Below are 18903 nucleotides of genomic sequence, written 5' to 3' on the forward strand. Positions count from 1 at the left end.
GTACAGCAAGCCGAGAAAAACCGAACATTGGGCAGCGAAAGTTCACCTAAGTTCTTTACTTGTAGCTGGATGCGTCGAACTTGTCGCGGCAACGCCCTATAATGCGCGCCGGTTTTTGGGGTAATGGTCATGAGTACAGAAGATCCGCGGTTTGCCGGCGTCGCCCGCTTGTATGGCATTGAAGGCCTGGAACGCTTGAAGGCGGCCCACGTGGCCATCGTCGGCGTGGGCGGTGTGGGCTCGTGGGCGGCGGAAGCGATCGCTCGTTGCGGGGTGGGCGAAATTTCGCTGTTTGACCTGGATGATGTGTGCGTCAGCAACAGCAACCGTCAGTTGCATGCGCTGGACAGCACGGTGGGCAAGGCCAAGGTCGAGGTCATGGCTGAGCGCCTGAAGGGCATCAACCCGGACTGCACCGTGCATGCGGTGGCGGATTTTGTCACCCGCGAGACCATGGCCGAGTACATCACGCCCAATATCGATTGCGTGATCGACTGCATCGACAGCGTCAATGCCAAGGCCGCGCTGATCGCCTGGTGCAAGCGGCGCAAGATCCAGATCATCACCACTGGCGGCGCGGGTGGGCAGATTGATCCGACGCTGATTCAGGTGTGTGATTTGAACCGTACGTTCAATGACCCGCTGGCGTCGAAAGTGCGTTCCACCCTGCGCCGCGACTATGGCTTCTCACGCACCGTGACCCGCCATTACAGTGTGCCCTGCGTGTTTTCCACCGAACAACTGCGTTATCCAAAGCCGGACGGCAGCATCTGTTTGCAGAAGAGTTTTGTCGGAGATGGCGTGAAACTGGACTGCGCCGGCGGGTTTGGCGCGGTGATGATGGTCACCGCGACTTTCGGCATGGTGGCGGCGACCAAGGCGGTGGACAAGATTGTGGCCGGGGTGCGCAGGCCTGCTGACAGAGTTCAGGCAACACCGATCTCTGCACCCTGAAAAGATCAAAATGTGGGAGCGGGCTTGCTCGCGAAGGCGGTGTATCAGTCGACCTATCTGGTGACTGACACTCCGCCTTCGCGAGCAAGCCCGCTCCCACATTTAGTTTTGTGTGAGGCTCAACTTCCGCATGCGCTGAAGCACTGCATTCAGACCATTGCTGCGTGACGGTGATAGCTGCCGCGACAGACCCAGTTGTTCAAACCAGTCGGGCAAGTCGACCGCCTGCAACTCAGCGGCAGACAAACCGTTAACCCGTGCCAGCAACAACGCCACCAGCCCGCGTATCAGCCGTGCATCGCTGCTGGCGGCAAACTGCCAATGGTCATCTTGCAAGCGCCCCACCAGCCACACCAGGCTTTCACAGCCCTGCACCAGGTTGGCGTCGACCTTGTCTTCATCCGGCAAGGCGGGAAGACGCTCGCCCCATTGCATCAGCAGGCGGGCCCGTTGTTCCCAACTGCCGACGGCCTGGAATGCTTCCAGCGCGATAACGGCCTCCGGCGGCAAACTCATCGCAGCATATCCAGGGCTTGATCCAGCGCTTCAAAAAAGCGTTCCAGGTCATCGGAATCGTTGTACAGCGCCAGCGACACCCGAATCGCCCCCGACAATCCCATCTGCTTGAGCAGCGGCATCGCACAATGATGGCCGGCGCGTACGGCAATCCCTTGTTCAGTCAGCAAGTGGGCGAGGTCGGCGTTGTGTACGCCTTCCACCACAAAACTGGCCAGGGCCACTTGCGGCGAACCCAGCAGGCGCACGCCGTTGCGGGCTTGCAGGCCGCGCAACAGGTAGTCGTGCAAAGCGGCTTCGTGGGCCGTCACGGCTTGTTGATCCAGGGAACTCAGGTAATCCAGGGTTGCGCCCAGGCCGATCACGCTGGCGATCGGCGGTGTTCCGGCTTCGAAACCAAGGGGCGCGGGGCGGAAGCTGGCGCTTTGATAGTCGGCCAGTTGCACCATCTCGCCTCCAAACTGCCAATGGCGCAGGTGATGCAGGGCTTCGGTGCGACCGTAAAGCACGCCGACGCCATCCGGACCGTAGAGCTTGTGGCTGGAAAACACGTAGAAGTCGCAGCCCAGGGCCTGCATGTCATGGCGACCATGAACGACGCCCTGGGCGCCATCGCCCACCGTCAGTGCGTCGTGGGCCTTGGCCAGGGCCAGCAATTGCGGCAACGGCTGCCAGGCGCCAAGCACGTTGGACAGTTGGCTCACCGCCAGCAGGCGGGTGCGCGGGCCGATCATTCGGGCGGCGGCTTGCAGGTCGATCAAGCCGTCATCGTTAAGCGGCAGTACCACCAACTCCAGCCCGCGACGTTTGGCCAATTGTTGCCACGGCAGCAGGTTGGCGTGGTGCTCCAAGGCGCTGATGACAATCTCGTCGCCCGGGTTGAATAGGTGCTCAAGGCCATAAGCCAGGAGGTTCAGCGCCGACGTCGCGCCGTGGGTGAAGATGATTTGCCCGTTGTCACCGACGTTCAGCCACTGCGCCACTTTACTGCGACTGTCCTCGAACGCCTGGGTCGCATGGGCGCCCGGCAAATGCTGGGCACGGTGCACATTGGCTGCGCCATTGGCGTAGTAATGGCTGATGGCGTCCAACAAGGCTTGAGGTTTTTGCGTGGTGGCGGCGTTGTCCAGATAGGTCTGGTCTTGCCGTAGCAGGGTGGCGATGGCCGGGAAATCGGCGCGCCAGGGAGAGGGCACAAGCATGGTGATCAAGGCTCGTATAAACGGCCCGCACCGGTCAGGTGTGGGCCGTCAGTGGCATCGAGTCGCTGCTTAGTTGTGAGCGTGCAGCGCTGCGTTCAGTTCGATGGCCGATTTGTGGGTTTTGCACTCCACGGCACCGGTCTCGGAGTTGCGGCGGAACAACAGGTCCGGCTGGCCGGCCAGCTCACGGGCCTTGACCACTTTGACCAGTTGGTTTGCTTCATCCAGCAGTGCAACCTTGGTACCGGCGGTGACGTACAGGCCCGATTCCACGGTGTTGCGGTCGCCCAACGGGATACCGATACCGGCGTTGGCGCCGATCAGGCAGCCTTCGCCGACCTTGATCACAATGTTGCCGCCGCCCGACAGGGTGCCCATGGTGGAGCAACCGCCGCCCAGGTCCGAACCCTTGCCGACGAATACGCCAGCCGACACACGGCCTTCGATCATGCCCGGGCCTTCGGTACCGGCGTTGAAGTTGACGAAACCTTCGTGCATCACGGTAGTGCCTTCGCCCACGTAGGCGCCCAGGCGGATGCGCGCGGCATCAGCAATGCGCACGCCGCTCGGCACTACGTAGTCGGTCATTTTCGGGAACTTGTCCACCGAGAACACTTCCAGCAGGTCGCCACGCAGGCGCGCTTCCAGTTGACGCTCGGCCAGCTCGGCGATGTCGATCGCGCCCTGGCTGGTCCAGGCCACGTTCGGCAGTTGCGGGAACACACCGGCCAGGCTCAGGCCGTGTGGCTTGACCAAGCGATGGGACAGCAGGTGCAGCTTGAGGTAAGCCTCAGGGGTGGACGTCAGTGCGGCGTCTTCGGCCAGCAGGGTGGCGACCAGTGGCGTGTGGCTTTCAGCCAGGCGGCTTAACAGAGCGGCTTGGGCAGCGTCGACGCCTTTGAGCGCGTCAGCCAGTTGCAGGGCCTGGGTGACGGTGAAAGTGATCGCCTGGTTGCCTTCGGTGTAACCGAGGATCGGCGCGATGGCAGCGATGATTTCAGCCGATGGATTGAGCAGCGGTTGTGCGTAAAACACTTCCAGCCAAGCACCTTGGCGGTTCTGAGTGCCGACGCCGAAGCCCAGGCTGAACAGGGAATTGGACATGCTGTTACCTCTACAAAAATGGAGTGGGCAGGCCTACTTGAGGGCCGCCGAATAGCTATCTGGCTTGAAGCCAATCAGGGTTTTGTCACCGAGATCAAGCACTGGTCGCTTGATCATCGAGGGTTGCGCGAGCATCAATTCAATGGCTTTCGCTTGGTCGAGATCGGCTTTGCGTTCGTCTTCGAGTTTGCGAAAGGTGGTGCCCGCACGGTTCAAAACCACCTGCCAACCGTGCTCATTGCACCATTGGGTCAAGTGTTCGCGGTCGATACCGGCCGTTTTGTAGTCATGAAACTCATACTTGATAGCGTGTTCATCGAGCCAGGTGCGCGCCTTTTTCATGGTGTCGCAGGCTTTGATGCCGAAAAGGTGCAGCGTTTTGCTTGAATCGGTCAAGGAATTGCCCCCCTTTGGGCTGACGCAAATGAAAGGTCACGGATTATGCCATGGCCAGCGGCTTTCGGCGCCGCTCGTCAACATTACGTTTTGCTCGCGTGCGACTTTTGTGCAAAGGCCATCGCGCAGCATAGGCGGCTAATATGGCACTTCAACGGCGAGTTGTTGCCTGATGTGTGTTGTTGCAAGTTGATTGTCTGGGAATCCCGCGTTATGCAAACCGCCTACACCGTACTTATCCTGCTGATGCTGGTCAGCGTTTCGCGCCTTGTCGGGCGCATCATCCCACTGCCGTTGCCACTGGTGCAGATCGCCGCCGGTGCCTTGCTGGCCTGGCCGACCCTGGGGCTGCATGTGGCCCTGGACCCTGAGTTGTTTCTGTTTCTGTTTCTGCCGCCGCTGCTGTTCTCGGACGGCTGGCGCATGCCCAAGCGAGAATTGTGGCGCCTGCGCGGGCCGATCCTGACGCTGGCGGTGGGCCTGGTGCTGTTCACGGTGGTGGGTGCCGGGTACTTCATTCATTGGCTGTTGCCGAGTATTCCACTGCCGGTGGCCTTCGCCCTGGCGGCCGTGCTGTCGCCGACGGATGCCGTGGCGGTGTCAGCCATTTCCCAGAATCGTTTGCCAACGCCTTTGATGCATATGCTTCAGGGCGAGGCGCTGATGAATGATGCTTCAGGCCTGGTGACCTTCAAGTTTGCCCTGGTGGCGGCAGTTACCGGGGTGTTCTCCCTGGCCAATGCCAGCCTGACATTTGTGCTGGTAGCCGTCGGTGGCCTGGCCATCGGCGTAGCGTTGAGCTGGCTGGTGGGCCGCCTGCGGTCCTGGATGATTGCCCGGGGCTGGGACGACCCGGCGACGCACGTGGTGTTCATGTTGCTGCTGCCGTTCGCTGCCTACGTACTGGCTGAACGCCTTGGCGCATCGGGGATCTTGTCGGCGGTGGCCGCAGGGATGATGCAAAGCTGGCTCGACCTGCTGCCGCGCCAGACCAGCACCCGCTTGCTTAATCGCAGTGTCTGGTCGCTGCTGGAGTTTGCCTTCAACGGTCTGATCTTCCTGCTGTTGGGCCTGCAATTGCCGGACATTATCAAGGCGGTGGTCAGCCATGAGCCGACGCTGTGGCCGACGTTGCTGTATCGCTGCCTGGACGTTATCGCGATTTTCCTGGTGCTGGTGGTGTTGCGGTTTATCTGGGTGCAAAGCATCTGGCGCCTGTCGGGATTGCTGCGCCGCCTGCGTGGGAAAAGTGAGCTGACGCTGGTACCAACGGCCCGTTCCTGCTGGCTGTTGACCGTGGGTGGGGTGCGTGGTGCGGTGACCCTGGCGGGTGTGATGTCGGTGCCGTTGCTGCTGGCTCCCGGTGAAGCGTTTCCGGAGCGCGACCTGCTGATCTTCATCGCCGCCGGTGTGATCCTGCTGTCGCTCGTCGCGGCCTGCATCGCTTTGCCGCTGCTGTTGCGCGGCATCGAGAAGAGCCCGGATGAGAAACGCCACAATGAAGTGCGCGAGGCCTGGAAGAAGACCGCCGTGGCGGCTATCCATGCACTCGAAACTGAAGAACCCGCTGAAGCTGCACCTCTGGATGCCGCTCAGGCAGCCTTGGCCACCGAGCTCAAGGCGCGGTTGATGTCGGAGTATCGTCATCAATTGGAGGTGTTCAATGATTCGGCCGAAGCCCAGGCGCTGGCGTTTCAGATGGACCAACTGGAGCGCAAGTTGCGGCTCAAGGCCCTGCGGGCGCAGCGCCTGGAGCTGTATAGCCTGAGTCGTCACCACCAGATTGGTGATGACGTGCTACGGGAGGTGTTGGCGGATCTGGATATGAGCGAGGCGAATCTGGGTCACGTCAAATAACACCGCGGTGCTTACTTGTGGCGAGGGAGCTTGCTCCCGCTGGGTGACGAAGTCGCCCCAACGCTGGCGACTTCATTCATGCAGGGAAACAGCGTCAGCCGGTTTACGACTGCTGCGCAGCCGAGCGGGAGCAAGCTCCCTCGCCACATTCAGCGCAATTATTTATTGCGAGTGATGAAGTCGCGAATCCGCTCGGCTGCTTCCACACACTCGGCCAGCGGCGCAACCAGTGCCAGGCGCACACGCCCGGCGCCTGGGTTGACCCCGTCCACTTCCCGCGACAGGTACGAACCCGGTACCACGGTCACGTGTTCTTCCACGAACAAGTCCCGGCAGAACGCCGCATCGTCGCCACTCACGTTCGGCCACAGGTAGAACCCGCCGTCCGGGTTTTGCACGTCCAGCACCGGCTTCAGGATCGCCAGCACGGCATCAAACTTCTGCCGGTACAGATCACGGTTGGCCTGCACGTGGGCTTCGTCCTGCCAGGCGGCGATGCTCGCCAGTTGGGTTTGCACCGGCATCGCGCAGCCGTGGTAGGTGCGGTACAGCAGGAAACCCTTGAGGATTTCGGCATCGCCGGCCACAAAGCCCGAACGCAGGCCCGGCAGGTTGGAGCGCTTGGACAGGCTGTGGAACACCACACAACGCTTGAAGTCCTGGCGACCCAGTTCGACGCAGGCACTGAGCAGGCCCGGCGGCGGGGTTTGTTCGTCGAAGTACAACTCGCTGTAGCACTCGTCGGCGGCGATTACGAAGTCGTATTCGTCAGCCAGGGCGATCAGTTTTTTCAGGGTGTCGACGGGAATCAGTGCGCCGGTCGGGTTGCCTGGCGAGCACAGGAACAGGATCTGGCAGCGTTTCCAGATGTCCGGCGACACGGCGTCGAAATCCGGGTTGAAGCCGTTTTCATCCAGGCACGGCAGGTAATGCGGCTTGGCCCCGGCGAGGAACGCAGCGCCTTCGTAGATCTGATAGAACGGGTTTGGGCTGACCACCAGCGCGTCGTCGCCACGGTTGACCACGGTCTGGGTGAAGGCGAACAGCGCTTCACGGGTGCCGTTCACCGGCAGGATATTGCGCGCCGGGTCGAGCCAGCCCTTGGGCACGCTGAAACGACGTTCGCACCAGGCGCCAATGGCTTCGCGCAGGGCGGGAATGCCCAGGGTGGTCGGGTACACCGCCATCTGGTCGAGGTTGTTGGCCAGCGCGTCGGCGACGAACTGCGGAGATTTATGCTTCGGCTCACCGATGGAGAGGGCGATCGGGCGTTTGTCCGGGTTCGGCGTGACGCTGCCCAGCAGGACGCGCAATTTCTCGAACGGGTAGGGCTGCAACTGGTTCAGGGCATTGTTCATCGATAAATCTCGTTCAATTCACTGGAAGCTGAAAATGGCGGCCGGTCAGATGCTCAAGCGTGACATCTCGACGCCGGTCTCCTGGTTGACGCTCAACTGCTGGACGATGGCTTCCTGCAAGCGTCGGCACAGTTCAGGGTCGGAAAGCGGCTGGTTGTCGGCATCGGTAATAAAGAACACGTCTTCCACCCGTTCGCCCAGGGTCGCAATCTTGGCGTTCTGCAACGACAGGTCGAACTCCAGGAAGATCGTGCCGATCCGCGCCAACAGGCCCGGGCGGTCCGGTGCGCTGAGTTCCAGCACCGTTACCGGGCGCTGGGCGTCGTTGTGGATAGTGACTTCGGGGGCGAACGCAAAGTGCTTGAGCTGGCGCGGTACCCGGCGTTGGATGATGGTCGGGTAGTCGTCAGGGTTGCGCAGCGCGTCGGTGAGGCCTTTGCGGATCTTTTTCACCCGCTCCGGGTTGTCGCCGATGGACTCGCCTTCCGTGTCGAGCACGATGTAGGTGTCGAGGGTGAACTGGCTGCTGGAGGTGATCACCCGGGCGTCGTGAATGTTCAGGTTGAGCTGGTCCATCGCGGCCACGGTCACGGCGAAGAAGTCGTGTTGGTCGGGTGCGTAGATGAAGATCTGCGTGCCGCCCTCGAACTCGCGCTGGGTGGTTTCCTTGATCAGCACCAGCGGCCCGCCATCGGCCGGCTGCTGCAGGATCGCGTCGCTGTGCCAGGCCACGTCGCCGGCGGTGTGGCGCAGGAAGTAGTCGTCTCCCAGCTGCGACCAGAGTTGCTCGACGTCGTCCGGGTCGTTGCCGCCACGCACCAAAATATCCAGGGCCGCGCTTTGGGTGCGGCGGATCTGCTCTTCGCGGTCTACCGGGTTCTCCAGGCCGCGACGCAGCGCGCGCTTGGTCTCGGTGTAGAGCTGGCGCAACAGGCTGGCGCGCCAGGAATTCCACAGCGTCGGGTTGGTGGCATTAATGTCGGAGACGGTGAGCACGTAGAGGTAGTCGAGGCGGATTTCGTCGCCGACGGCCAGGGCGAAGTCATGGATCACCTGCGGGTCGGACAAGTCCTTGCGCTGGGCGGTGGTGGACATCACCAGGTGGTTTTGCACCAGCCATACAATCAGGCGGCTGTCCCACAGCGGCAACTGGTGGCGCTGGCAGAACGCCTCGGCGTCCACGGCACCAATTTCCGAGTGGTCGCCGTGACGGCCCTTACCGATGTCGTGGTACAGGCCGGCAAGGTAGATCAACTCAGGCTTGGGCAGCCGCGCCATGAGCTTGCTGGCCAGCGGAAATTTCTCTGACACCTGGGTGTACTGCAACTTACGCAGGTGCTTGATCAGGTTCAGGGTGTGGGCGTCCACCGTATAGATGTGGAACAGGTCGTGCTGCATCTGCCCGACGATAAAGCCGAACTCCGGCAGGTAACGCCCGAGGATCCCGTAGCGGTTCATGCGCCGCAGGTTGCGGTGGATGCCGATCTTGCACTTGAACAGCTCGATAAACAGGCTGGTGTTGCGAATGTCGTTACGGAAGTCGTCGTCGATCAGGTGACGGTTTTCCCGCAGCAAGCGAATGGTGTCGGCGCGTACGCCTTTGATTTCCGGCTGCTGGGCCATCAACACAAAGATTTCCAGCATGGCGAACGGCGTACGTTTGAACACGTTGTCGTTGCGAGCCTCGATGTAGCCATCGTGCAACTGGAAGCGCGAGTTGATCGGCTGCGGCGGTGCTTCGTCTTCCGGGGCCAGGATCACTTCTTCGAAATGCTGGATGATCAGGTCGCTGAGCTGGGCAATGCTCATCACCACCCGGTAGTACTGCTGCATGAAGCTTTCGATGCTGGTCTTTGCGTCTTCGCCTTCAAACCCCAGCAAGGTGGCGATAGAGCGTTGGTGATCGAACAGCAGGCGGTCTTCGGAGCGGCCGGCCAGCATGTGCAACGCGTAGCGCACTTTCCAGAGAAATTCCTGGGAGGAGGCCAGCAGGGCGTTTTCGCTCTCCACCAGGAAGCCTTCCCCGGCCAGGGCACGCAGGTTCAGGGTGCCGTACTGGCGCCTCGCGACCCACAAAATCGTCTGGATATCCCGCAGCCCGCCCGGGGAGCCTTTGACGTTGGGTTCCAGGTTGTATTCGGTGTCGTTGTATTTGTGGTGCCGGGCTTTCTGTTCAGCACGCTTGGCCAGGAAGAAATCCTTGCTCGGCCACATGCGCGCGGTGCTGGTGACTTCCAGCATGCGCTGGCGCAGGCGCTCGGGGCCGGCGATGGTGCGGCTTTCCATCAGGTTGGTGATCACCGTCAGGTCGGCGCGGGCTTCCTGGGCGCATTCGTCCACTGACCGTACGCTTTGGCCGACCTCGAGGCCGATGTCCCACAACAGGGTCAGAAAACGCTCGATGGAATCGCGAAAAATCTCGTGATCGGCGCTGTCCAGCAAAATCAGCAGGTCGATATCGGAGTAGGGGTGCAGTTCGCCACGGCCGTAGCCGCCGACTGCCACCAGGGCGATATCGGCGTCTTCACTCCAGCTGAACTGTTCCCAGGCCTTTTGCAGGATATTGTCGACGAACCAGGCGCGGTCCTCGATCAACCGGCGGATGTCCCGGCCCGTGCGGAAGCGCTCGTCGAGTACCTCGCGGGCCTGACGAATGGCCTTCTTGAAGGCGGCGATGGGGCTGGCCTTCAGCGCCAGTTCCGCCTGGAACTGGCCACGGTCGAAGAGTTCGGGATCCACCTGGGGCATCGATCGGTTTTCCTTTCTATCTATGGGTCACAGCGTTGCTATTAGAAAACCGGTGCAAACATTACGCCGAAACGCGGGGAATCGTGTCGTCGGCACGCAGGGTGAAGATCTCGTAGCCAGTGTCGGTGACCAGCAGGGTGTGTTCCCACTGCGCCGAGAGCTTGCGGTCCTTGGTGATGGCGGTCCAGCCGTCGCCCAGTACCTTGGTGTCGGCCTTGCCCTGGTTGATCATCGGCTCGATGGTGAAGGTCATGCCTGCCTTCAGCTCCATGCCGGTGCCGGCACGGCCGTAGTGCAGGATCTGCGGCTCTTCGTGGAACACTTTGCCGATGCCGTGGCCGCAGAATTCACGCACCACCGAGAAGCCGTTCTTTTCAGCGTGCTTCTGGATGATTTCACCGATGTCGCCCAGGCGGCAGCCAGGCTTGACGATCTCGATGGCCTTGTACATGCATTCCTGGGTCACTTGCGACAGGCGCTCGGCCCAGACCGGCACGGAGCCGACGTGGAACATGCGGCTGGTGTCGCCGTGGTAGCCGTCCTTGATGACGGTGACGTCGATGTTCAGGGTGTCACCGTCTTTCAGCGGCTTGTCGCCGGGAATCCCGTGGCACACCACGTGGTTGATCGAGGTGCAGATCGACTTGGGGAAACCCTTGTAGTTCAGCGGCGCAGGGATGGCCTTTTGCACGTCGACGATATAGTCGTGGCAAATGCGGTCCAGCGCTTCGGTAGTGACGCCGGGCTTGACGTGTTCGGCAATCATTTCCAGCACGTCGGCAGCCAGTTTGCCGGCAACGCGCATGCCAGCGATGTCTTCGGCGGTTTTGAGGGTGACGGTCATACAGGCTCTCTCTAGCGCGACGCGCTGAAATCAATACGGTTTACGGGTGTGCGACAAAAGGTTGCAGAATTCGCACAAGCCCAAAAAAACGCGATTCTAGCAGACGCAGGGGTGAAACCATGAGCGTCTGGCGATCGCTTCTGTCTATAAGGATGGGGGCATTCTGGCTCTATTCAAAGGCTTAGGCAAAAGCGACTGACGGCAAATGTGATTGCGGGTTTCGTTTTTGCAAGCTCTGTGGTATAAAATGCGCCGCTTTCCGGGGATACCCCGCAAAGCTTAAATCCACACACGTGTCGACACGATGACCTGGGTGCCGGAGGCGAATGCCGCTGGTTGGTCATTGGGATACGTGGAGGCCAAACCCGACTTATTAAGGAACTATCATGTCCCAAGTCAACATGCGCGATATGCTGAAGGCCGGTGTGCACTTCGGTCACCAGACCCGTTACTGGAACCCGAAAATGGGTAAATACATTTTCGGCGCGCGTAACAAGATCCACATTATCAACCTTGAAAAAACCCTGCCAATGTTCAACGAAGCTCTGACTTTCGTAGAGCGCCTGGCCCAGGGCAAAAACAAGATTCTGTTCGTCGGCACCAAGCGTTCCGCTGGCAAGATCGTTGCTGAAGAAGCAGCACGTTGCGGTTCGCCGTACGTCGATCACCGCTGGTTGGGCGGCATGCTGACCAACTTCAAAACCATCCGTGCTTCCATCAAGCGTCTGCGTGACCTTGAAGTGCAAGCCGAGGACGGTACTTTCGCCAAGCTGACCAAGAAAGAGGCGCTGATGCGTACTCGCGACCTGGAAAAGCTCGATCGTTCCCTGGGTGGTATCAAGGACATGGGCGGTCTGCCTGACGCACTGTTCGTTATCGACGTTGATCACGAGCGCATCGCGATCACCGAAGCCAACAAGCTGGGCATCCCGGTTATCGGCGTAGTCGATACCAACAGCAGCCCGGATGGCGTTGACTACATCATCCCAGGCAACGATGACGCAATCCGCGCTATCCAGCTGTACATGGGTTCGATGGCTGACGCTGTAATCCGTGGCCGCAACCACGTTGCTGGCGGCACCGAGCAGTTCGTTGAAGAAGCTCCGGTAGCAGCAGCTGAGTAACTGACGCCTTGGCGTTGACTCAGTAAGCAAAAAGGGGGCTTGGCCCCCTTTTTGCCACCTCGAAAACCATTTGTCGGCAGCGCAGCTACAACATCTGTAACGTGCAGCGGCCTACAAGGGTGATTCGGGAAGAATTGATCGCCCGTTCAATCGGGTGGAATGGTTGAAAACCTATCCAAGAGGATTTTGAAAATGGCAGAGATTACTGCAGCGTTGGTTAAAGAACTGCGTGAGCGTACCGGCGAAGGCATGATGGATTGCAAAAAGGCCTTGACCAAGGCCGGCGGCGACATCGAAAAAGCCATTGATGACATGCGTGCTTCGGGCGCCATCAAGGCAGCCAAGAAAGCAGGCAACGTAGCTGCTGAAGGCGCTATCGCTCTTAAAGAAGACGGTAAAACCGCCGTTCTGCTGGAAGTGAACTCGCAGACCGACTTCCTGGCTCTGCAGGACGACTTCAAGGCATTTGTTGCTGCAAGCGTTGAAAAAGCGTTCGCTGACAAGCTGACTGACGTCGCTCCGCTGATCGAGGCTCAAGAAGCTGCTCGCCTGGTACTGGTCGGCAAAGTTGGCGAAAACGTCAACATCCGTCGCCTGACTCGCGTTGAAGGTGATGTTGTCGGTGGTTACCTGCACGGTAACAAGATCGGCGTTGTGGTTGCCCTTAAAGGCGGCAACGTTGAGCTGGCCAAAGACATCGCTATGCACGTAGCGGCCAGCAACCCTGAATTCCTGCTGCCATCGGAAGTGTCCGCTGAAGCAATCGAACGCGAAAAAGCCGTGTTCCTGAGCCTCAACGCTGACAAAATCGCCGGCAAGCCGGAAAACATCGTTGAAAACATGATCAAAGGCCGCATCAGCAAGTTCCTGGCTGAGGCTTCCCTGGTTGAGCAGGCGTTCGTCAAGAACCCTGAAATCAAGGTTGGCGAACTGGCCAAGAAAGCCGGTGCTGAAATCGTTTCCTTCACTTACTACAAAGTAGGCGACGGTATCGAGAAGCCGGTCGACAACTTCGCTGAAGAAGTTGCTGCCCAGCTGGCTGCCGCCAAGCAGTAAGACAGTTTTCAACTGTCGCCCAAAAGAGGCTGCCCGCTTACGCGCGCAGCCTCTTTTCAAATGGGGTGATCGATTTTTATTGGTTTCCCTTTGGAACTGGCTTACAAAGCCGTGTTCCGATGGCGCTGTGACAGCGTCAAGCTAGAGTGAACGCAGGCCGTAAACGGCTTGCCAAGAATTTTCAAAAAATACGCCGCAGGAGAGATTCGCAATGGCTCAGCAGGGCAGTGGTCATCAGGCTCGCTATAAACGCATTCTACTCAAGCTTAGCGGCGAGGCCCTGATGGGCTCGGAAGAGTTTGGGATCGATCCCAAAGTGCTCGATCGCATGGCGCTGGAAGTCGGCCAACTGGTCGGTATCGGTGTTCAGGTTGGTCTGGTGATCGGCGGCGGCAACCTGTTCCGCGGTGCGGCACTGAGCGCTGCTGGCATGGATCGGGTGACAGGCGACCACATGGGCATGCTGGCCACTGTGATGAACGCCCTGGCGATGCGTGACGCCCTCGAGCGCGCCAACATCACCGCCATCGTCATGTCGGCTATTTCCATGGTTGGCGTAACGGATCACTATGATCGTCGCAAAGCCATGCGTCACCTGGATGCCAAAGAGGTAGTGATTTTTGCTGCCGGTACCGGCAACCCGTTCTTTACCACCGATTCGGCAGCTTGCCTGCGTGGTATCGAGATCAACGCGGACGTGGTGCTCAAAGCCACCAAGGTTGACGGTGTTTACACTGCAGACCCATTCAAAGACCCGCATGCCGAGAAGTTCGATCATCTGACTTATGATGAAGTGCTGGATCGCAAGCTGGGCGTGATGGACCTGACGGCAATCTGCTTGTGCCGCGACCACAAGATGCCGCTGCGCGTATTTAACATGAACAAGCCCGGCGCCCTGCTGAACATCGTACACGGCGGCGCGGAAGGGACTCTGATCGAGGAAATCGAACAATGATCAACGAAATCAAAAAAGACGCTCAAGAGCGCATGCAGAAATCCCTGGACTCTCTGAACCATGCATTTGGTCAGATTCGTACCGGTAAGGCTCACCCAAGCATTCTGGGCAGCGTGATGGTGCCGTACTACGGCGCTGATACCTCCATCACCCAAGTGGCCAACATCACTGTAAAAGATTCGCGCACCCTGCAAGTCGTAGCCTTTGAGCGCAACATGCTCGGCGCCGTCGACAAAGCCATCCAGAGCGCCGGCCTGAACCTCAATCCGACCAACCTGGGCGAATTGTTGTTGATCTCCATGCCAGCCCTGACCGAAGAAACCCGCAAGGGCTTCACCAAGCAGGCGCGCAGCGCAGCTGAAGATGCACGTGTTGCCGTGCGCAACATTCGTCGTGATGCCTTGGGTGACCTGAAGAAGCTGGTCAAGGACAAGGAAATCAGTGAAGACGAAGAGCGCCGTGCCGTCGCCGATATCGATAAGCTGACTAAAGATGCCGAGGCCCAGATCACCAAGGCCACGGAAGATAAAGAAAAGGACCTGATGGCCGTATAAGGGGTCAGGACGCCTTCATGGAAAAGACCAAGCAGACTGTGCCCTCCGTGGTGCCGCGCCATGTCGCGATCATCATGGACGGGAATAATCGCTGGGCGAAGAAGCGCTTTATGCCTGGCGTTGCCGGGCATAAGGCGGGTGTCGATGCGGTGCGTGCCGTGATCGAGGTGTGCGCCGAGGCCAAGGTCGAAGTATTGACCTTGTTCGCGTTCTCCAGTGAAAACTGGCAGCGCCCGGCCGAGGAAGTCAGTGCCTTGATGGACCTGTTCTTCAAGGCCCTGCGTCGTGAGGCCAAGCGCCTGAACGAGAACAACATCAGCCTGCGCATCATCGGTGACCGTTCGCGGTTCCATCCGGAGCTGCAAGCGGCGATGCGCGAAGCCGAGGCGATCACTGCCGGCAGCAACCGTTTTGTGCTGCAGATCGCAGCCAACTACGGCGGCCAGTGGGATATTGCCCAGGCAGCGCAGCGTCTTGCGCGGGAAGTGCAAGCCGGTCATTTGCGCCCCGAAGACATCACCCCCGAACTGTTGCAAACCTGTCTGGTAACCGGCGACCTGCCGCTGCCGGACCTGTGCATTCGTACCGGTGGCGACCATCGCATCAGCAACTTCCTGTTGTGGCAGTTGGCCTATACCGAACTGTACTTCTCCGACCTGTTCTGGCCGGACTTCAAACACGATGCCATGCGCAATGCGCTGGCCGATTTCGCTTCCCGTCAGCGTCGCTTCGGTAAAACGAGCGAGCAGATCGAAGCTGGAGCCCGGGTTTAATGCTTAAACAACGAATCATCACGGCGCTGATCCTGCTGCCTATTGCCCTGTGCGGGTTTTTCCTGCTTGAAGGTGCAAATTTCGCGCTGTTCATTGGCCTGGTGGTGACACTGGGTGCCTGGGAATGGGCGCGGCTCGCCGGTTTCGCGGCGCAGTTGCCGCGTGTGGTGTACGCCGCTGTCGTGGCACTGTTGATGTTCCTGATGTATATCCTGCCGGACGTGGCGCCTTGGGTGCTGGGTGCGGCGGTGCTGTGGTGGGCGTTGGCGACCTATCTGGTGCTGACCTATCCTGGCACCAGCAGCCATTGGTCGAGTGTCGCCTGCAAGCTGGTGATCGGTCTTTTGATCCTGCTGCCCGCTTGGCAAGGGCTGGTCTATATCAAGCACATGCAGCTGGGCAACTGGCTGATCATGGCGGTGATGCTGCTGGTGTGGGGTGCTGATATCGGTGCTTATTTCTCCGGTCGTGCCTTCGGCAAGCGCAAGCTGGCGCCGGCTGTCAGCCCGGGTAAAAGCTGGGAAGGCGTGTATGGCGGCCTGGCGTTGACCCTGGTGATTACCCTGGTGGTCGGTGTAGTGCGTGGCTGGACCGTTAAGGAAATGCTTCTTTCCCTGGTGGGTGCGGCCGTGGTCGTATTCATCTCGGTGGTCGGTGACCTGACTGAAAGCATGTTCAAGCGCCAGGCCGGGATCAAGGACAGCAGTAACCTGCTGCCGGGTCACGGTGGTGTGCTGGACCGCATCGACAGCCTGACGGCCGCGATCCCGATCTTTGCCGTACTGCTGTGGATGGCTGCCTCGTGAGCCGCCTGCAACAGGTGACCGTGCTGGGCGCTACCGGCTCGGTGGGGCTAAGCACTTTGGATGTGATTGCCCGTCATCCCGAGCGTTATCAAGTATTCGCATTGACCGGCTTCAGTCGCCTGAGCGAACTGCTGGCGCTGTGTGTGCGACACGCGCCGCAATACGCCGTCGTACCCGAAGCGGCGGCCGCACGTGGTTTGCAGGATGACCTGCGCGCTGCGGGCCTGGCGACTCAGGTATTGGTGGGGGAGGAGGGGTTGTGCCAGGTTTCGGCTGACCCCGATGTCGACACCGTCGTCGCGGCGATTGTCGGTGCTGCCGGCTTGCGTCCGACCTTGGCGGCCGTTGATGCAGGCAAGAAGATTCTGCTGGCCAATAAAGAAGCCCTGGTAATGTCCGGTGCGCTCTTTATGCAGGCGGTGCGCAAAAGCGGCGCCGTGCTGTTGCCGCTGGACAGCGAACACAACGCGATTTTCCAGTGCATGCCCGGTGATTTCGCCCGTGGGTTGAGCCAGGTGGGTGTGCGCCGGATTCTGCTGACGGCCTCCGGCGGCCCGTTCCGACAGACGCCGCTGGCCGATCTGGAGCATGTTTCTCCTGATCAGGCGTGTGCTCATCCGAACTGGTCCATGGGTCGCAAGATCTCGGTGGACTCAGCGAGCATGATGAACAAAGGCCTGGAGCTGATCGAGGCCTGCTGGCTGTTCGATGCCCGGCCGGATCAGGTCGAGGTGGTGATCCACCCGCAAAGTGTGATTCATTCCCTGGTGGATTACGTGGATGGCTCGGTATTGGCCCAGCTGGGCAATCCGGACATGCGCACGCCGATCGCCAATGCGCTGGCGTGGCCGGAGCGGATTGATTCGGGTGTTGCGCCGTTGGATCTGTTTGCCGTTGCCCGTCTGGACTTCGAAGCGCCCGACGAGCAACGCTTCCCTTGCCTGCGCCTTGCGCGGCAAGCTGCCGAGGCAGGTAACAGTGCCCCGGCGATGCTGAATGCGGCCAATGAAGTGGCTGTGGCGGCGTTTCTTGACCGACGCATCCGCTTTCCGCAGATCGCGAGTATCATCGAGGACGTTTTAAACCTTGAGCCCGTTGTCGCCGTGAATGACCTGGGCGCAGTGTTCGAGGCAGATACAAAGGCTCGGGCCTTGACCGAGCAGTGGTTGAACCGCAATACGCGTTAGTCTTTGGGCGTTTTCGAGCCTTCAGGCACTGGATTGAAATGCGGAGAACTTAGATGAGTGCGCTTTACATGATTGTCGGCACCCTGGTTGCTCTGGGTGTGCTGGTTACCTTCCACGAGTTCGGCCATTTCTGGGTCGCGCGTCGTTGCGGCGTCAAGGTACTGCGCTTTTCCGTAGGCTTCGGCATGCCCTTGGTGCGTTGGCATGATCGTCGCGGCACCGAGTTTGTGATTGCGGCCATTCCGTTGGGCGGCTACGTCAAGATGCTCGATGAGCGCGAAGGCGAAGTGCCAGCTGATCAGTTGGACCAATCCTTTAATCGCAAGACCGTTCGTCAGCGTATCGCCATTGTTGCAGCAGGCCCGATAGCCAACTTTCTATTGGCCATGGTGTTCTTCTGGGTCCTGGCCATGCTGGGCAGCCAGCAGGTGCGGCCGGTCATTGGTGCGGTCGAGGCGGACAGCATGGCAGCCAAGGCTGGCCTGACCGCCGGGCAAGAAATTGTCGCAGTTGATGGCGAACCAACCACCGGTTGGGGCGCGGTCAATTTGCAGTTGGTGCGTCGCCTGGGTGAAAGCGGCATCGTGAAGTTGGTGGTGCGCGAGCAGGACTCCACCACGGAAACTCCGCGGGAGCTGACCCTGGACCACTGGCTGAAGGGCTCCGATGAGCCTGATCCGATCAAGTCCCTGGGTATCCGTCCGTGGCGTCCGGCCTTGCCGCCGGTGCTGGCAGAGCTGGATCCGAAAGGGCCGGCCCAGGCCGCAGGTCTGAAAACCGGTGATCGCCTGTTGGCCCTTGATGGCCAGGCGCTGGGTGACTGGCAGCAAGTGGTGGATCTGGTGCGTGTTCGGCCTGATACCAAAATTGTGCTGAAAGTTGAGCGCGATGGTGCTCAAATCGACGTCCCTGTAACCCTGGCGGTTCGCGGGGAAGCCAAGGCGGCCGGGGGTTACCTGGGTGCCGGTGTTAAGGGTGTCGAGTGGCCACCGTCGATGGTGCGAGAGATCAGTTTCGGGCCGTTGGCGGCAATTGGCGAGGGTGCGAGACGCACCTGGACCATGAGTGTGCTGACCCTCGATTCCCTCAAGAAAATGTTGTTCGGCGAGCTCTCGGTAAAAAACTTGAGTGGACCGATAACCATTGCTAAAGTGGCGGGCGCTTCTGCCCAGTCGGGCGTTGTAGATTTCCTGAATTTCCTGGCTTATCTGAGTATTAGCCTTGGGGTTCTGAATTTGTTGCCCATTCCAGTATTGGATGGGGGGCATCTGTTGTTTTATCTGGTCGAGTGGGCGCGTGGTCGCCCCTTGTCGGATCGGGTGCAGGGTTGGGGGATACAGATCGGTATCAGTTTGGTGGTCGGGGTGATGTTGTTAGCTCTGGTCAACGATCTGGGACGTCTGTAACGCTTCGCTGAATTGCGAATCTGCCGCATTTTGCGGCAGTTTGTTTATTGCCAGTTGGAATAA

17 protein-coding genes are annotated in these 18903 nt (G+C 59.8%); 10 read left to right on the forward strand and 7 right to left on the reverse strand.

Annotation, left to right across the window (positions count from 1 at the left end; all coding sequences use genetic code 11):
• The first annotated feature begins 129 nt into the window (after nt 1–129).
• Nucleotides 130–954: a tRNA cyclic N6-threonylcarbamoyladenosine(37) synthase TcdA gene (gene tcdA, locus HBJ59_RS28870; RefSeq protein ID WP_167665521.1), complete on the forward strand. Its 825-nt coding sequence runs from the start codon at nt 130–132 to the stop codon at nt 952–954.
• A gap of 102 nt (nt 955–1056) precedes the next feature.
• Here tcdA and HBJ59_RS28875 read toward each other — a convergent pair whose 3' ends face one another.
• The 4 genes from HBJ59_RS28875 to HBJ59_RS28890 all read right to left on the reverse strand — a co-directional run bounded on the left by HBJ59_RS28875 (nt 1057) and on the right by HBJ59_RS28890 (nt 4172).
• Nucleotides 1057–1470, reverse strand: coding sequence for a SufE family protein (locus tag HBJ59_RS28875; protein ID WP_167665522.1), 414 nt, complete (start codon nt 1468–1470; stop codon nt 1057–1059).
• On the reverse strand, nt 1467–2672 hold the full coding sequence (locus HBJ59_RS28880; RefSeq protein ID WP_167665523.1) for an aminotransferase class V-fold PLP-dependent enzyme: 1206 nt from the start codon (nt 2670–2672) through the stop codon (nt 1467–1469). The genes HBJ59_RS28875 and HBJ59_RS28880 overlap by 4 nt, the downstream gene beginning before the upstream one ends.
• 69 nt (nt 2673–2741) lie before the next feature.
• Nucleotides 2742–3776, reverse strand: a complete 1035-nt coding sequence (gene dapD / locus HBJ59_RS28885; RefSeq protein ID WP_167665524.1) for a 2,3,4,5-tetrahydropyridine-2,6-dicarboxylate N-succinyltransferase — start codon at nt 3774–3776, stop codon at nt 2742–2744.
• Nucleotides 3777–3809: 33 nt separating this feature from the next.
• Nucleotides 3810–4172 (reverse strand): ArsC family reductase, encoded by a 363-nt coding sequence (locus tag HBJ59_RS28890; RefSeq protein ID WP_167665525.1) that lies wholly within the window; start codon nt 4170–4172, stop codon nt 3810–3812.
• Nucleotides 4173–4385: 213 nt separating this feature from the next.
• Between HBJ59_RS28890 and HBJ59_RS28895 the strand changes: the two genes are divergently transcribed.
• A complete protein-coding gene (locus HBJ59_RS28895) occupies nt 4386–6029 on the forward strand; it encodes a Na+/H+ antiporter (RefSeq protein ID WP_076015792.1) in 1644 nt (547 codons plus the stop codon).
• Nucleotides 6030–6187: 158 nt separating this feature from the next.
• Here the strand turns inward: HBJ59_RS28895 and dapC are convergent, their stop codons facing one another.
• The 3 genes from dapC to map all read right to left on the reverse strand — a co-directional run bounded on the left by dapC (nt 6188) and on the right by map (nt 10979).
• The gene (gene dapC / locus HBJ59_RS28900; protein ID WP_167665526.1) at nt 6188–7387 is read right to left on the reverse strand and encodes a succinyldiaminopimelate transaminase; all 1200 of its coding nucleotides are present in this window, start codon (nt 7385–7387) and stop codon (nt 6188–6190) included.
• 45 nt (nt 7388–7432) lie between these two features.
• Nucleotides 7433–10135 (reverse strand): [protein-PII] uridylyltransferase, encoded by a 2703-nt coding sequence (locus tag HBJ59_RS28905; protein WP_167665527.1) that lies wholly within the window; start codon nt 10133–10135, stop codon nt 7433–7435.
• A gap of 61 nt (nt 10136–10196) precedes the next feature.
• Complete coding sequence (gene map / locus HBJ59_RS28910; RefSeq protein ID WP_076015789.1) at nt 10197–10979, reverse strand: type I methionyl aminopeptidase; 783 nt, start codon at nt 10977–10979, stop codon at nt 10197–10199.
• A 386-nt stretch (nt 10980–11365) separates the two neighbouring features.
• Here map and rpsB point away from each other — a divergent pair, with 386 nt between their 5' ends.
• The 8 genes from rpsB to rseP all read left to right on the forward strand — a co-directional run bounded on the left by rpsB (nt 11366) and on the right by rseP (nt 18840).
• A complete protein-coding gene (gene rpsB / locus HBJ59_RS28915) occupies nt 11366–12103 on the forward strand; it encodes a 30S ribosomal protein S2 (protein WP_048719953.1) in 738 nt (245 codons plus the stop codon).
• 192 nt (nt 12104–12295) lie between these two features.
• A complete protein-coding gene (gene tsf, locus HBJ59_RS28920) occupies nt 12296–13159 on the forward strand; it encodes a translation elongation factor Ts (RefSeq protein WP_076015788.1) in 864 nt (287 codons plus the stop codon).
• Nucleotides 13160–13370: 211 nt separating this feature from the next.
• Entirely contained in the window at nt 13371–14114 is a 744-nt protein-coding gene (pyrH, locus tag HBJ59_RS28925; RefSeq protein WP_003219327.1) for a UMP kinase, read from the forward strand.
• Nucleotides 14111–14668 carry a ribosome recycling factor gene (gene frr / locus HBJ59_RS28930; protein ID WP_010176756.1) on the forward strand — a complete coding sequence of 186 codons (558 nt, stop codon included), beginning with the start codon at nt 14111–14113 and terminating at the stop codon, nt 14666–14668. Before pyrH ends, frr begins: the two co-directional genes overlap by 4 nt.
• Before the next feature lie 17 nt (nt 14669–14685).
• The gene (uppS, locus tag HBJ59_RS28935) at nt 14686–15441 is read left to right on the forward strand and encodes a polyprenyl diphosphate synthase (RefSeq protein WP_003219323.1); all 756 of its coding nucleotides are present in this window, start codon (nt 14686–14688) and stop codon (nt 15439–15441) included.
• The gene (locus HBJ59_RS28940) at nt 15441–16247 is read left to right on the forward strand and encodes a phosphatidate cytidylyltransferase (RefSeq protein ID WP_167665528.1); all 807 of its coding nucleotides are present in this window, start codon (nt 15441–15443) and stop codon (nt 16245–16247) included. The genes uppS and HBJ59_RS28940 overlap by 1 nt, the downstream gene beginning before the upstream one ends.
• Nucleotides 16244–17434 (forward strand): 1-deoxy-D-xylulose-5-phosphate reductoisomerase, encoded by a 1191-nt coding sequence (ispC, locus tag HBJ59_RS28945; RefSeq protein ID WP_167665529.1) that lies wholly within the window; start codon nt 16244–16246, stop codon nt 17432–17434. The genes HBJ59_RS28940 and ispC overlap by 4 nt, the downstream gene beginning before the upstream one ends.
• Nucleotides 17435–17487: 53 nt before the next feature.
• A complete protein-coding gene (gene rseP, locus HBJ59_RS28950) occupies nt 17488–18840 on the forward strand; it encodes a sigma E protease regulator RseP (RefSeq protein ID WP_167665530.1) in 1353 nt (450 codons plus the stop codon).
• The last annotated feature ends 63 nt before the right edge of the window (nt 18841–18903 follow it).

The organism is Pseudomonas sp. AN3A02, assembly GCF_011765255.1.
In the GTDB taxonomy this organism is placed as follows: Bacteria; Pseudomonadota; Gammaproteobacteria; order Pseudomonadales; family Pseudomonadaceae; genus Aquipseudomonas.